Source organism: uncultured Citricoccus sp. (assembly GCF_937871995.1).
In the GTDB taxonomy this organism is placed as follows: Bacteria; Actinomycetota; Actinomycetes; order Actinomycetales; family Micrococcaceae; genus Citricoccus.
Genome location: NZ_CALMQR010000101.1, coordinates 54,342 through 69,120 on the forward strand (window position 1 = coordinate 54,342; position 14,779 = coordinate 69,120).

Genomic DNA, 14,779 nt, shown 5'->3' on the forward strand with positions numbered 1-14,779 from the left:
TCCTTAGCTGCTCAGCCCCTTGTGTTCCATGAGGCGGGCGACGGCGTCGATGAAGGCGTTTCCTCGGTCTGCGTAGGACGTGAACTGGTCCATGGACGCCGCCGCGGGCGCCATGAGCACGACGTCCCCGGGCCGGGCCACGGCATCGGCCTCCCGGACCGCGGCGTCCATGGCCCGGTGGCCGTCCGAGGGATCCCCTCCAGTGTCGCGTACCGCCGTCGACAGGACCGGGACGTCGGGTGCGTGTCGCTGTACGGCACCTGCCAGTTCGCTGGGATCCGCCCCGATGAGCACCACGGCGCGCAGGCGGTGGGCGTGGCGGGAGACCAGGTCGTCGTAGGTCACGCCCTTGGGCAGTCCGCCGGCGATCCACACCACGTCGGTGAAGGCGGCGAGTGAGGCGTCCGCGGCGTGGGGGTTGGTCGCCTTGGAGTCGTTGATCCACAGCACGTCGTCCGCCTTGGCCACGAGCTGGATGCGGTGCTCCCCCGGTCGGTAGGCACGCAGCCCGTCCCGGACGGCCTCCGGCGGCACGCCGATGGCCCGCACGAGGGCGGCGGCCGCCAGGGCGTTGGCCACCTGGTGCCGGGGCGCGATGGGCCCGAGGTCCTCGAGGTGTCCGAGTTCCAGGGCCTGATGGGCCCGTTCGTCCAGGAAGGCCCGGTCCACGAGGATGCCGTCGACCACGCCGACCATGGACAGTCCGGGCGTGTCCGTGGTGAAGGACACCGCTCGGCACCCCTCCTGGACGTCGGCCTGCTCGACCATCCGCATGGTCTCGGGCTGGGCCTCGTTGAAGATGCACGCCTCGCGGGTGTGCTCGTAGATCCGGGCCTTGTCCGCGCAGTACGCCGCGAAGGACCCGTGCCAGTCCACGTGGTCCTCCGCCACGTTCAGCACGGCAGAGGCGGCCGGCTCGATGTGGTGGGTCCAGTGCAACTGGAAGCTGGAGAGCTCCACGGCGATCACGTCCCAGCCCTCCGGATCCCGGATCGCGTCCAGGATGGGGGTGCCCACGTTCCCGCAGGCCACCGCCCGCAGGCCGGCCGCGAGCAGCATGGACTCGACCATGCCCACCGTGGTGGTCTTGCCGTTGGTCCCGGTGACCACGAGCCAGTCGGCCGTCTTGCGTCCCGCGCGTTCGCGGACCCGCCAGGCCAGTTCGACGTCGCCCCAGACCGGGACGCCGGCATCCGCGGCCGCGGCCAGCAGCGGCTGGTCCGGGCGCCATCCCGGGGAGGTGACCACGAGCTCGGCGGGAGACCCGCCGACGTCGGGAAGGGACCGCGCGTGGTCCTCGCCCAGCAGGACCTCCCGGACCCCGACGATCCTCAGGGTGTCCGCCCGGGCACGGTTCTCCGGGCTGTCCCGGCCGTCCACGACCACGACGTCGGCCCCGAGCTCGGCCAGGGTGTCGGCTGCGGAGAACCCGGACAGGCCGAGGCCGGCCACGACCACCCGCAGTCCGGACCAGTCCGCGTCCCACGTGGTCAGGTCGTCGAGCCGGGGATGACCGGCGGTGCTCCCGGCCGTCATCGGACCAGCACCCACTCGCCGTAGAAGAGGGATACGCCGAGGACCACGCAGAGCAGGCCGATCAGCCAGAACCGCACGACCACCGTGACCTCCGCCCAGCCCTTGAGCTCGAAGTGGTGCTGCAGCGGCGCCATGAGGAACACGCGCTTGCCACCGGAGAGCTTGAAGTAGCCGACCTGGATGATCACGGACAAGGTGATGAGGACCATCAGCCCGGCCAGGATGATGACGAGCAGTTCGGTGCGGGACAGGATGGCGAACCCGGCCAGGGCCCCACCGAGGGCCAGCGATCCCGTGTCCCCCATGAAGATCTTCGCCGGCGAGGTGTTCCACCACAGGAAGCCCATGAGCGAGCCGGTGAGGATCGCCGCGAGCATGGCGAGGTCCAGCGGGTCACGGACCTCGTAGCAGCCCGGCGTCGCCCCGGACGTGGAGCACGCCTGGTTGGACTGGAAGATGGTGATCAGCATGTAGGCGGCGGTGATCATGGCGGTGGCGCCGGTGGCCAGGCCGTCCAGGCCGTCGGTCAGGTTCACCGCGTTGGTGGTGGCCGTGGTGATCAGGTTGGACCAGACCACGAACAGGATCAGACCCATGACCGGGCCGGCGAAGGCCAGGTCGATCGGCAGGTCACGCACGAAGGAGATGGACGTCGAGGCGGGGGTCAGCCCGCGCCCGTCCGGGAAGTTCAGGGCGAGGACCGCGAAGGCGGTGCCCACCACGCCCTGCAGGACGATCTTCGCCCAGGGCGTCAGTCCGAGGGAGCGCTGGTTGGAGATCTTGCTGAAGTCGTCCAGGAACCCGACCAGTCCCATGCCGGCCATGAGGAACAGCAGGGTCATCGCCGAGGCGGTGGGCCCGGCGTTCTCCAGTCCGAGGCCGCCCAGGATCCAGTGCGTCAGGAAGTAGGCCACCACGGTGACCACCACGAACACGGCCCCGCCCATGGTCGGGGTGCCGCGCTTGGTCTTGTGGGTGGTCGGTCCGTCATCGCGGATGAACTGTCCGTATCCCTTCCTGACCAGGAAGCGGATGAACAGGGGGGTCCCCACGAGCGTCAGGACCAGCCCGAGCAGACCACCGATCAACAGGCCTATCACTGGCGCTGCTCCTTCCGGCTTCCGGCTCCCGGCTCCGGGCTGGCCGGGGCCAATGCTAGTCGATCCCCGAGGTCCCCCAGGCCGGCGCCGTTGGAGGACTTGAACAGCACCACGTCCCCGGGCGCCAGTCGACGCCGGAGCAGTTCCTCGGCCTCGTCGACGTCCTCGGCGAAGTCGATCTCGTCCCCCCAGGAGCCCTCGTTGACGGCGGAGGTGTAGAGCGGTCGGGCACCGCGGCCGACCACCACGAGCTGGTCGATGTTCAACCGGACCACGGCCGTGCCGATCGCGGTGTGCTCGGCGATGCGGGCGTCGCCCAGTTCGAGCATCTCCCCCAGCACGGCCCACGTCCGGCGCCCCGTGGAACGGCCGATCATCGCCAGCGTCTTCAGGGCGGCCCGCATGGACTCCGGGTTGGCGTTGTACGCGTCATTGATGATCGTCACCCCGTCCGGCCGGTCGGTGCGCTCCATCCGCCGGCGGCTCGTGGCTCCCGCCCCGTCGAGGGCGGCGGCGATCCTGCCGGCCGGCAGCCCTGCGGCATGGGCGGCCGCTGCGGCGGCGGCGATGTTCGTGGCGTGGTGCCTGCCGATCAGTCCGGAGACCACGTGATGGGCCTCGGCTGCGGTGCCCGCACCCAGTCGCAGGTCGAACTCGGGGTGCTGCCCCTCGGTGGTGGTCAGGTTCGCGGCCAGGGCGGAGAAGTCGGCGGTGCCGTCGGCCACGTCCGCGTCGACCAGCGGGAAGCTGCCGTCCTCGGTGGAGAACCAGGCCAGCCGGGCGGAGGTCCGGTCCACCATCGCGGCCACCCGGGCGTCGTCACGGTTCAGGACGGCCACGCCGTCCGCCGGCAGCGCCTCCACCAGTTCGCCCTTGGTCCGGGCGATGTTCTCCACGCCGCCGAACTTGCCGGCGTGGGCGCTGCCGACCATCAGGACCACACCGATGTCCGGGCGGACCATGTCCGCCAGGTACTCGATGTTGCCGATCCCGTCGGCACCCATCTCGACCACCAGGTAGCGGGTGTCCAGGCCGGCCCGGAACACGGTCAGCGGGACGCCCACCTCCCCGTTGTAGGAGCCCTGCGGGGCCACGGTGGGACCGTCGGTGCCCAGGATGCCCGCCAGCAGGTCCTTCGTGGTGGTCTTGCCCGCCGACCCGGTGATGCCGATGACGGTGGTCGGCGAGTGCTCGCGGATTCGGGCGACGATGAACGCCGCCAGCCGTCCCATGGCCAGGACCACGTCGTCGACGATGACGGCCGGGTCGGCCTGTCCCCCGGCGTCGGCGGTCTCGCGCTCGGCGAGCACGAGGGTGGCGCCGGCGGACCGTGCCGCCGGGATGAAGTCGTGCCCGTCGGCCTGCTCGCCCGGCTTGGCGATGAACAGGGTCCCCGGAGTGACCTCGCGGGAGTCGGTGGTGGCTGCGCTGACCAGCAGGTCAGGGGACGCCGAGGCGGTGAGGACGCCCCCGGTGGCCCCGGCGATGGCGGAGGCGGTGAGTTCGATCATGACCCGTCAACTTTACGTGCAGCCTCGGGGGAAACCGGGGAGGGACCGTGGCCGTGCCGGGCCAGGGCGTCCCGCAGCTCGACGCGATCGTCGAGCGGGATGTCCACTCCGTCCATGTCCTGCACGGTCTCATGGCCGCGGCCGGCGAGCAGGACGGTGTCGGCCGGTGTGGCCAAGGACACGGCCAGCTCGATCGCGTCCTGGCGTGGCGCCGACTCGTGCACCTGGACGGTGCGGCCGGCCGCGGCCGCCGTCCGCACGCCCTCGTGGACCCCCTGCAGGACCTCGGTCCTGATCCCGGCCGGGGGCTCGGTGTGCGGGTCGTCGTCCGTGACGATCACGACATCGGCCCACTCCGCGGCGATCCGGCCCATGCCCGGGCGCTTGGCCCGGTCCCGGTCACCGGTCGCCCCGAAGACCAGGATCGTCCGCCCGGTGTCGTTTCCGGTGGCGCGCCGTGCCTCGCGGACCGATTCGAGGGCGCGGACCATCCCGTCGGGGTTGTGCGCGAAGTCGACGATCGCGTCCGGGGCGCGGCCGACGACCTCCATGCGCCCGGGCACGGCGGTGGCGAAGGGGCCCTCCCCCACGGGTGCGTCGAGCACCGCGGCGATCCGGTCCCAGTCCGCCGGCGGCCGGGACTCCAACACCATCACGGCGGCCAGGGCCGCATTGGCGACGTTGAACCGCCCGGGCAGTCCGGTGGAGCCGGTGACGTCCCGCCCGGAGGCGGCGTGCCGCAGCGTGAACCGGTGGCCCATGCCCTCCGCGACGAGGTCCGTGACGGTCCAGTCGCCGCTCAGAGGGCGGCCCCCGTGGTCGGCCGCGGGGCCCAGGGCCACGGTCACGACCGGACAACCGGCCTGTGCGGCCATCCTGGTCCCCCACGTCTGCCCGTCGGCGTCGGGCGCATCCGGTCCGCCGTCGAGGGTGATCACGGCACGGTCCGTGCGGCCGGCGTCGAACAGTCCGGCCTTGGCCCGGAAGTAGTCGTCCATGGAACCGTGCAGGTCCAGGTGGTCCTGGGTGAGGTTGGTGAACCCGGCCACCGCGTAGTGCAGTCCCGCGATGCGCCGGTAGCTGACCGAGTGCGAGGACACCTCCATCACCGCCGAGGAGACGTCCTCCTGGCGCATCAGGGCCATCAGGGCGTGCAACTGGGTGGACTCCGGGGTGGTCAGGGTGCTGGGGACCACGCGCTGGCCGGCCCGGATCTCGATCGTCCCGATCATGCCGGTGGTCTCCCCGAGTGCGCCCAGCAGCGCCGTCAGGAAGTAGTTCGTGGTGGTCTTGCCGTTCGTCCCGGTGATCCCGTACAACCGGGGCCCGGCCCCGATGTTGCCGTACACGGCCGCGGCGGCCGGCCCGACGGCGTCGCGCACGTCCTCCACGATGAGCACCGGGATGCCGGCGGCGGAGGCGGCGGCGCAGAGCCGGGCGCCCTGTCGGTCCGTCAGGATGCCCCGGGCACCGGCGGCGACGACCGTCCCGGCGAACTCCGCGCCGTGCCGGGAGGCCCCCGGGACGCCGGCGTAGAGGTCGCCCGGCCGGACCATCCTCGAGTCCATGGTGACACCGGTGGGACCGGGACGGTCCGCGGTGCTGCCGACGACGTCGGCGGGCTGGCCCGCGCGGTCCAGTCCGGCGAGCAGCTCATCCCAGCGCATCGGCTCGATCTCGGCGGGTCGGAAGGCCGCGTCCTGCGCGGCGGGAGAAAGTGGTGTGGTCATCCGGGGTCTACCAGGGTCGTTTCTGGGGCTCGTCGGTGAAGACATCGTAGTGTTGCGGTGCCGCGTCCGAGGGCGGGACGCTGTACTGGTTCAACAGGTAGGACAGGACCTCGGCGGCCGTGTCCTCGACCTCCCAGTTCCGCCAGTTCCCCTGCGGGCGGTGGACGGAGACGGCCACGACGAACCGGGGGTCGTCCAGCGGGGCCACGCCGGTGAAGGAGGTCGTGTAGCCGTTGTAGCCACCGACGCCAGCGGCCTCGCCCGTACCGGTCTTGCCACCCACGCGGTACCCGGGGATCTTGGCCGGCCCGGCGGTCCCCACCTGGACGACGCCCTCCATCATCCGCAGCATCTCCTCCGCCGTCTCCTCGGAGTAGATCCGGGTGCCCTCGGGGTCCGGCTGCACGTGTTCCGAGCCGTCGGGGTCGATGTAGGCGTCGATCAGCTGGGGGCGACGCTGGACCCCGCCGTTGGCGATGGTCTGGAAGACCTGCGCCATGTGCAGCGTGGTCTGGGTGTATCCCTGGCCGAACATCGTGGTGAGCCGCTGACGGCCGTCCCACTGCTCGGGCGGCACCAGGATGCCCTTGTTGCTGCCGGGCAGGCCGATGTCCACGTGTTCGCCGATCCCGAGCTTCTTCATGTACTCGTAGCGGGTCTGGTCGTCGACGCTCTGGGCCACCTGGACCGTGCCGGTGTTGTAGGACCGGGTGAAGATGCCGGCCGTCGTCATCTCGTAGGTGTCGTGGGGCATCGAGTCGTTGATGATCTGCCCGTCGAACTCCTGCTTGTTGGGCACCTCGTAGGCGTCGGTCGGCTCCACGCCGCCGACCTCGAGCGCGGTGGCGAAGGTGGGGACCTTGCCGGTGGAACCGGGCTCGTAGGACTGGGTCAGGGCGGTGGGCCGCCAGAAGAGGCCGTCCGTGGCCGTCGGGTCGGAGGGGTCCACCGTGGTCGAGTCGGCCATGGCCAGAAGCTCACCGGTCCTGGCGTCCATCACCACGATGTTGCCCCACAGGGCGTCGTAGGACTCCGTCTTCGCGGCGATCGCCTCCTGCGCGAACCACTGGACGTCCTGGTCGATGGTCAGCCGAACGTCCTGGCCGTCGACGGCGGGTTCCTCGGAGAACTCCGCGTTCGGGATGCGCACGCCGTCGGCGGAGATCTCGTAGGTGCGCTTGCCGGGTTCGCCGGAGAGCTGCTCGTCCTGGCTCAGCTCCAGGCCCTCGAGCGGGGTGCCGTCCCCCCCGACGAAGCCCAGGATCGAACCGGCCACCGACCCGTTGGGGTAGGTGCGTTCGGTGACGGGCTCGGCCAGCAGGCCCGGGATGCCGAGATCCAGGGCCTGGTCCTTGACCTCCGGCGTGACCCCCTTGGACACGACCTTGTACGGGCGGTCGCCGACCATGCGGGCCTCGAGCTCGGCACGGTCCATGCCCAGGATCCCGGAGAGCCGGTCGAGTGAGTCGGACAGGGACACGTCGACCATCGAGGCGCTCTCGGCGTCCCAGCGCCGGAAGTCCTTCACCAGCCGCTGGTCGGCCACCAGGTCGTAGCGGGCCACCGAGGCCGCCATCACCCGTCCCTGGGAGTCCAGGATGGATCCGCGGTCGGGCGCCACCGTCACGGAGCGCAACCGCTCCTTCATGGCGTCCTGCGCGTTGCCGGAGGCGTCCACCCCCTGGATGAAGACCAGCCGCAGGCCCAGCACCGCCAGAAGGACCAGGGCGATGACCATGCCCAGGCGCAGGCGCCTGCCGGTCACGTCCGTGGCGCTTCGGGCGTCGGATGCCTGGGCCATCTGCTGCAGTCCTTCCTGCCGGTCACCACGGCATGGCCGTCGTCCGGTCGTTCCTCAGTTCCTCGGGAGTGGTTCAGGCCGGAGGCTCTCCGGCGATGCGTCTCAGTCGGCGCTGCCGGCGGCGAACTGCGGAGCGGGAATCGTCCCCCCGTTGAGCTCCCGGGCGGCGCCGGAGGTGGCGCCCTCGGACCGGTCCTGTCCGGCCGCGACCTCCTGATCGGCCCCGGCGTCCTGACCAGCCGCCGTGTCCTGACCAGCCGCCGTGTCCTGTTCGGACTGCACGGGGGCCGGCGCCTCGGATGCCGTCGTCCCGTCCGCTTCGCTCCCCGGCTCGACGCCGGTCTCGCGGGCCTCGGCCTCAGCGGCAGCCCGCTCGCCCGGTCCGACGGGCGCGGCGATCAGGCCGGTCGGCCCGTCCTCGCCCTGGGCGGAGGTGGCGGCGCCGGTGACCCGGCCGGTGGCGAGGTCCACCGCGGCGATGTCCCCCGGCTTCACCATGCCCAGCCGGTCGGCCTCGGCAGCGAGGTTCTGCGGAGCCTCGAGGTGCTCGACCTGCTGGCGCAGCAGCTCGTTCGACTGGGTCAGGTCCAGCTGCTCGCTCTTGAGCCCGACCATGTCGTACTGCCGGTTCGAGACTGTGATGTTGACCACCAGCACGGCCAGCAGCGCAAGGGCCAGGATTCCGACGCACAGGGCGACGAAGCCCCGGCCGGTCCTCCTGACCGGTGCCGGGACGACGGCCAGCGGGGTCCGGGCCCGGTTCTCCTCGCCCGGGGTACCCGCCGGCGCGGCACGGTACTCGGGGCTGATGGTGGGTTGCCAAGGAGCAGCCTGGTCCAGCTGCGGAGCGGTGCTCTCGCGGGCGTGGACGGGCTGCTGCATGGCAGTGCGCTGCTGCGTTGCGGTCATGCTGTGCTCCTTGATGGTCTGATCTTCTCAATAGCGCGCACTTTTGCTGAGGAGGCGCGAGGGTTTTCTTCGATTTCTTTTTCCGTGGGTTTGTCCACGCCCCTAGTCAGGACGCGGACCACCGGTGCGTGGTCCTCCAGTTCGACCGGGAACCCGGGAGGAGCCGTGGAGGTGGACTGTGCCGTGATGGCCTTCTTGGTGATCCGGTCCTCGAGCGAGTGATAGCTCATGACCACGAGCCGCCCGCCCACCGACAGGGCACGCATCGCCGCCGGCAGCATCGCCTCGAGCACGTCGAGCTCCTCGTTGACCTCGATCCGGAGGGCCTGGAACGTGCGCTTGGCGGGATGCCCACCGCTGCGGCCGGCCGCGGCGGGGACGGCCGAACGGATGACCTCCACGAGCCGGCCGGTGGTCTCGAAGGGCGCCTCCTGGCGGGCACGGACGATGGCCGAGGCGATCCTGCCGGCGAACTTCTCCTCGCCCCAGGACCGGATGATCCGGCGCAGGCGGTCCTCGTCGTACTCGTTCACGACGTCGGCGGCGGTGATCCCCCCGGTCGTGTCCATGCGCATGTCCAGCGGCGCGTCGTAGGAGTAGGCGAAACCGCGCTCACGCTCGTCCAGCTGGTACGAGGAGACGCCCAGGTCGAAGAGCATGGCATCGGCCTCGGCGACACCGGCCGAGGCCAGTGCCTCGGCCACACCGTCATAGGTCCCGTGCCAGGTCCGCAACCGGTCACCGGCCCAGGCCAGGCGCTCGGTCGCCAGGCGCAGGGCCTCGGTGTCCCGGTCGATCCCCACGACGACGGCATCCGGGTGTCGCCGGAGGATCGCCTCGGCGTGTCCCCCCATGCCCAGGGTGCCGTCCAGCGCGACGGGGCGGCGCCCGGCGTCGCGGGCAGCGTCGAGTCCCGGGGAGAGCAGGTCCAGGACGCGGTCGCGCATGACGGGAATGTGCCGGTCCTGTGCCGGTCTCTGCTCTTCACCCAAGCCGTGAGTCCCTTTCCACGCTCGACCTCGTCCGGTTCCGCTGGTCCCCGTCCGGCTCGCGACGGCAGAGGACCCCATTAAGTGACAGGCGGACCCTTGGATCAGATCCCCATCCGCACGTCTTCCGTGCCTGGCCCGGGGGAAGTCGGGTCAGGGCCGGAATCGCTCACCGGTTCCGTGCCCGGCCCGGGGGAAGTCGGGTCAGGTCCGGCCTGGGGCGGCTGGAGGTCTCATGCAAGAATCCGCGCTGTTCGGTTGTGTGCGACCCCTGCCGCCGAAGGACGGAGGGGCCGGCCGGTCAGAAGATCCCCGGGAGGACTTCCTCATCGGTCTCCGAGAAGGCGTTCTCCTGGTCCTCCAAGTAGGAGTTCCAGGCCTCGGCATCCCAGATCTCGGCTCGCGTACCGGCTCCGATGACCGCCACGTCCCGGTCCAGTCCCGCATAACTGCGCAGCGGTCCTGGGATGGTGATCCGCCCCTGCTTGTCCGGAACCTCGTCAGAGGCCCCTGACAGGAAGACACGGATGTAGTCCCTGGCCTGGCGTGAGGACAGCGGAGCCGACCTCATCTGCTCGTGAACCCTCTCGAACTCGCGAGCACTGAAGACGTAGATGCACCGTTCCTGTCCCCGGGTGAGGACCAGACCGTCGGCTAGCTCCTCGCGGAACTTCGCCGGGAGGATCAGACGGGCCTTCTCGTCCAGCCGAGGCGTGTAGGTCCCCAAGAACATGGAGCACCGCCTTTGCCGTCCGAAAGGGCCGCTTGAGCCTCCCTCAACACCACCATCCTCTGATGCCCTCCACTTTACCCCACTACCCTCCACCGTCAAGCCACGCGCCGCCCCCACCACCGCGCGAAATGGCCTCTGACCTGCGCTGATGTGGCGTGGGGTTCACCCAGAGTCGTCGCGGGGCGAACGTCGGCCACCCCCGCTCCAGGGCCACTCAGGGGCCGGTGATCCCGCCGGAATGACCGGGGTGGAGGGATGTGGGGCGGCCCGGTGGAGGGATGTGGGGCGGCCCGGTGGAGGGATGTGGGGCGGCCCGGTGGAGGAAGGCAGGACAACGAGAGGACCCCGCCGCGATGCGGCGGGGTCCCGGGGTGGATCAGTCGTGACGGGCTGCTGCCACCGTCACGGGTCCTGATGGCGGCGCTGCTCCCAGCGCTGCTCGAGTCCGTCCATGAAGGCAGAGTTCTTCTTGGCCGATGCCGTCCCGGACGCCCGGCCCGTTGAACCGGCCTTGGTCCGCGCCGTGCCGACGTAGACGCCCACGGCCATCAGGACGAAGCCGATGATGCCCAGCCAGATCGCCTGCTGGGAGATTCCCCAGAGCATGACTCCGAGGCCGACCGCCGCAGCCACCGCTCCGGCGACCAGTCGCGAGGTCGAGAACCGAGAGGTCCCCGTCTCACTCATGCTCGTGGCAAAGTGCGGGTCCTCGGCGTTCAGCTGTTGCTCCAGCTGCTCCAGGAGCTTCTGCTCCCGCTCAGACAACGGCATCGCTGCCTCCTCCTCCAGCCACGAATTTCGTAGTACTAGCATAGGGCCCGGGCCGCACGCCACGCCATATCGGCAACGCCGGTCGACCCGCTCGGACCGGACTTTTCCGCGATCAGCGTAGGCGCGGGCGCCGGGGTGCCGGTCGGCCGTCCACGAGGGTCGCCGGCCGCAGTGCCGCGGAGGGGAATTTGCGCCGGATGTCGTCCGCGACGCGGTCCGCCTCGGACCAGTCCGCCTCTGACCCCTCGTCCTCCCAGGGAAGAGCGTCCTGCACGGCGTCGCCGGCGCCGCTGAGGCGCTCGGCGCGAAGGCCCACCAGCCGGGCCGGGTGCCGCCGTGCATCCAGCAGTTCCGCCAGCAGCTCCTCGGCCGCCTCGGCCAGGGGTCCGGCCGAGTCCACCGGCACCGCCAGGGAGCGGGACCTGTTCCGCACGGTCAGGTCAGGAGCCTTGAGCTTGACGGAGATCGCCCCGGCACGGACCCCGGCCCGGCGGAGCCGGAAGGCGCATTCGTGGGAGAGCGCCACGAGGATCCTGTGCAACTCCTCCCGGTCCGTCACGTCCACGTCGAACGTCCGCTCCACCCCCAGGGACTTGGCCTCCCGTTCGGGCACCACCGCCCGGTGGTCGATACCGCGGGCCAGATCGACCAGGGCCGGCCCATTGGACCCGAGCCAGCGTTGCATGCGTCGGGGCGACTGGGCGGCGATGTCACCGACGGTCTCCAGGCCGGCCTCGACGAGCCTGCGCTGCAGCACGGGGCCCACACCCCAGAGCGCCGAGACCGGCAGCGGGTCCAGGAACGCCCGGGTCTGCGCACCGGGAACCACGCCGAGCCCGTCCGGCTTGGCGCGGGTCGAGGCGATCTTGGCCACGGACTTGGTGGTGGCCGCACCCACGGTGCACGGCAACCCCGTCCGTTCCCGGACGCGCTCACGGATCAGGGCGCCGATCCGGGCCGGCGGGCCGAGCCGGCGTCGGGCCCCGGAGACATCGAGGAAGGCCTCGTCGATACTGAGCTGCTCCATCACCGGGGTGAACGATCCCAGGATGTCCATCACCTGACGGGACGCGGCGGTGTACCCCTCGTGCCGTGGTTCCACCACCGCGACCCCCGGGCAGAGCGCGAGGGCGTGCGCCAGCGGCATCGCCGAGCGCACGCCACTGCGCCGTGCCTCGTACGAGGCGGAGAGCACCACGGAACGCCCGCCCCGGTGGGCCACGAGGGCTGGCCGGCCCCTGAGCTCCGGGCGTTCGAGCAACTCGACGGAGAGGAAGAAGGCGTCCATGTCCACGTGGAGGATGACGGCATCCCAGGATGGATCCTGGGCCGCCGGCGGTGGTCCCCCGGCGGAATAGCGTTCATCCATGGCTCCAGCCTAGGCCGATGTCCCGACGGTAGGCTGGAGGACGTGCCATCCTCAGCCCCCGCATCCCCCTGTCAGGACCGCCTCCCGGAGGAGGCCTTCGTCGAGGCGGTGGACCGCCGGATGTCCGCACTGCTCGCCGACTACCGGCGCAGCGCCGAGGAGATCTCGACGTCGGCCGCCCCCCTGGTCGAGGCCATCGCCGGCCTGGTGCGCGGCGGCAAGCGCGTGCGGGCCATCCTCGCCTGGTGGGGATGGCGCGGCGCCGGTGGCGCCGTGGACGACCAGCGGATCATCGACGCCGCGGTGGGCCTGGAGCTGTTCCAGGCCGCGGCGCTGATCCACGACGACATCCTCGACCGGTCCGATACGCGCCGCGGGGAACCCAGCATCCACCGGGCCTTCGCCGCCCGTCACCAGCAGGCGGGATGGCGTCAGGACCCCGAGCACTTCGGGACGTCCGCCGCGATCCTGACCGGGGACCTGTGCCTGGCCCTGAGCGAGGAGGTGTTCGCCCACGCGGCGGATGCCACGGAATCGCCGGCCGCCGGAAGGACCATGTTCAACCGGATGCGCTTCGAGGTGATGGCCGGCCAGTACCTCGATGTCCTCGACGAGGTCGAGGTGCCCGGACAGGATCCTGCTGAGGCACTGGCCCGTGCGCGCACCGTCCTGCGGTACAAGTCCGCCCGGTACTCGGTGGTGCACCCACTCAACCTCGGCGGGGTGCTGGCGGACACGGACGGCGCACCCCTGACCTACTACGAGGCGTTCTCCCTCCCCCTGGGTGAGGCCTTCCAGCTGCAGGACGACCTGCTGGGCGTGTTCGGCGATCCCGAGGTCACCGGGAAACCGGCCGGGGACGACCTGAGGGAGGGCAAGCGCACCGAGCTGGTGGCCCACGCCCTCTCCCTGCTGCCTCCGGGCCAGGCGAAGATCCTGGAGAATTCGTTGGGTGATCCGGACCTCACGCCCGAGTCAGTGGCGCGGCTCCAGTCGCTGCTGACCGAGTGCGGGGCCAGGGCCCGGGTCGAGGACGAGGTCGCCACGCTGGGCGACCAGGCCCTGCGCGCCCTGGACGAGATGACGGTGGACCATGCGGTGCGGGACGGGCTCGCCCGTCTGGCGCACCGCATCCTGCGGCATGGCCGCTAGGACGGCCCGCTACCAGGCCAGCGCCTGCGCGCGGCGCCGGATCTCGGTCTTGCGCCCCTCGCGCAGCGCGTCCACCGGACGGCCGGGAAGCGAGTCGTCGGCGGTGAACAACCAGCGGATGGCCTGGTCCTCGCTGAAGCCCGCGTCCTTCAGCACGGAGACGGTCCCCCGCAGCGCCTCCAGGGGGCCGTCCTCCTGCACGAACAGGGCGGGCACGGCCCGATAGGCGTTCTCCCCGATGCGGGAGGCCAGCAGGCGGCCGTCATTGACCATGTTGTGCACCCGGGTCACGGGGATGCCCCAGCGCTCGGCCAGGTCAGGGAAGGGAACCCACTCTCCGACCAGGTCTTCCAGGGGCTGTTCCGATGACGGGTTCTTGTGGTGGTCCGTTGTAGTCACCGCTCCAGAGTAGCGATCGGCGGGAATTCTCTGAAAGCCCTTGACATGCGCCGCGGGGCAGCCTGAGGCCACGGAGGACGACACGCCATGGTTACCTTATCGTTACGGTAATGATTACCTTTCGATAAACATCGTCCGGTACGTTGTCGTACGTCACATTCTGATCACAGGCACCATCAGCCAAGGATTGTCACACCAGTCACACTGCCCGCGACATGTCCTTCGGTGCCCCACCGCAGAGGAAATCCATGCCTGAACGCCCGACCGGTACACCGCGCCTGCTGAGGTCCGCCGTGGCCACGTCCACCCTGCCCCTGCTGGTGCTGGGATCAGCGGCCCTGGCGGCCCCCGCGGCTGCCGACGCGCCCCGACAGGCGCTGGCGCCCCGGTCGGCCACGTCCGTCAACATCGAGACGGCCCAGGTGCGACTGTCCTCCACGACGCTGGCCTCCAGCCTGCCGGCAGCATTCGTCGCTCCGACCGGGGCCACCCAGGCGTCCAGGACGGCGGCCACCCACACGGTGAAGGCCGGGGACACCCTCTACGGCATCGCCACCCGCCACGGGATCAGCCTCTCCACCCTGCTCAAGGCCAACGGGCTGTCCTCCGCCGCGATCATCCACCCCGGCCAGACCCTCAAGCTCTCCGGCACCGCCGGCCAGCAGTCCTCCACCTCCCGGGCCTCGGCCGGGACCTACACGGTCAAGGCCGGGGACACCCTCTCCGGCATCGCCACCCGCCACGGGATCAGCCTCTCCACCCTGCTCAAGGCCAACGGG

General features: G+C 70.9%; 13 protein-coding genes. 2 read left to right on the forward strand and 11 right to left on the reverse strand.

What is annotated here, in order from left to right:
- Window positions 1-3: 3 nt before the first annotated feature.
- The 10 genes from murD to dinB all read right to left on the reverse strand — a co-directional run bounded on the left by murD (window position 4) and on the right by dinB (window position 12,449).
- Entirely contained in the window at window positions 4-1,536 is a 1,533-nt protein-coding gene (gene murD / locus Q0283_RS11870; protein WP_183526563.1) for a UDP-N-acetylmuramoyl-L-alanine--D-glutamate ligase, read from the reverse strand.
- Window positions 1,533-2,636 carry a phospho-N-acetylmuramoyl-pentapeptide-transferase gene (gene mraY / locus Q0283_RS11875; protein WP_183526565.1) on the reverse strand — a complete coding sequence of 368 codons (1,104 nt, stop codon included), beginning with the start codon at window positions 2,634-2,636 and terminating at the stop codon, window positions 1,533-1,535. The genes murD and mraY overlap by 4 nt, the downstream gene beginning before the upstream one ends.
- Complete coding sequence (gene murF, locus Q0283_RS11880) at window positions 2,633-4,147, reverse strand: UDP-N-acetylmuramoyl-tripeptide--D-alanyl-D-alanine ligase (protein ID WP_298044817.1); 1,515 nt, start codon at window positions 4,145-4,147, stop codon at window positions 2,633-2,635. Before murF ends, mraY begins: the two co-directional genes overlap by 4 nt.
- On the reverse strand, window positions 4,144-5,877 hold the full coding sequence (locus Q0283_RS11885) for a Mur ligase family protein (RefSeq protein ID WP_183526570.1): 1,734 nt from the start codon (window positions 5,875-5,877) through the stop codon (window positions 4,144-4,146). Before Q0283_RS11885 ends, murF begins: the two co-directional genes overlap by 4 nt.
- Before the next feature lie 7 nt (window positions 5,878-5,884).
- Complete coding sequence (locus Q0283_RS11890) at window positions 5,885-7,678, reverse strand: penicillin-binding protein 2 (RefSeq protein WP_183526573.1); 1,794 nt, start codon at window positions 7,676-7,678, stop codon at window positions 5,885-5,887.
- Window positions 7,679-7,780: 102 nt separating this feature from the next.
- Window positions 7,781-8,587, reverse strand: coding sequence for a hypothetical protein (locus Q0283_RS11895; RefSeq protein ID WP_183526577.1), 807 nt, complete (start codon window positions 8,585-8,587; stop codon window positions 7,781-7,783).
- The gene (gene rsmH / locus Q0283_RS11900) at window positions 8,584-9,579 is read right to left on the reverse strand and encodes a 16S rRNA (cytosine(1402)-N(4))-methyltransferase RsmH (protein ID WP_255459444.1); all 996 of its coding nucleotides are present in this window, start codon (window positions 9,577-9,579) and stop codon (window positions 8,584-8,586) included. Before rsmH ends, Q0283_RS11895 begins: the two co-directional genes overlap by 4 nt.
- Window positions 9,580-9,877: 298 nt before the next feature.
- On the reverse strand, window positions 9,878-10,309 hold the full coding sequence (gene mraZ, locus Q0283_RS11905) for a division/cell wall cluster transcriptional repressor MraZ (protein WP_010143394.1): 432 nt from the start codon (window positions 10,307-10,309) through the stop codon (window positions 9,878-9,880).
- 402 nt (window positions 10,310-10,711) lie between these two features.
- Window positions 10,712-11,080, reverse strand: coding sequence for a DUF3040 domain-containing protein (locus Q0283_RS11910; protein WP_183526584.1), 369 nt, complete (start codon window positions 11,078-11,080; stop codon window positions 10,712-10,714).
- A gap of 112 nt (window positions 11,081-11,192) precedes the next feature.
- Complete coding sequence (gene dinB / locus Q0283_RS11915; RefSeq protein WP_183526601.1) at window positions 11,193-12,449, reverse strand: DNA polymerase IV; 1,257 nt, start codon at window positions 12,447-12,449, stop codon at window positions 11,193-11,195.
- Window positions 12,450-12,491: 42 nt separating this feature from the next.
- Between dinB and Q0283_RS11920 the strand changes: the two genes are divergently transcribed.
- Entirely contained in the window at window positions 12,492-13,601 is a 1,110-nt protein-coding gene (locus Q0283_RS11920) for a polyprenyl synthetase family protein (RefSeq protein ID WP_298044820.1), read from the forward strand.
- A gap of 9 nt (window positions 13,602-13,610) precedes the next feature.
- Here Q0283_RS11920 and Q0283_RS11925 read toward each other — a convergent pair whose 3' ends face one another.
- Complete coding sequence (locus tag Q0283_RS11925) at window positions 13,611-14,000, reverse strand: Rv2175c family DNA-binding protein (RefSeq protein ID WP_298044821.1); 390 nt, start codon at window positions 13,998-14,000, stop codon at window positions 13,611-13,613.
- Window positions 14,001-14,248: 248 nt separating this feature from the next.
- On the opposite strand from Q0283_RS11925, the gene Q0283_RS11930 reads away from it, so the two are divergent.
- The coding region (locus tag Q0283_RS11930; RefSeq protein ID WP_298044822.1) for a LysM peptidoglycan-binding domain-containing protein at window positions 14,249-14,779 on the forward strand (531 nt) is incomplete at its 3' end.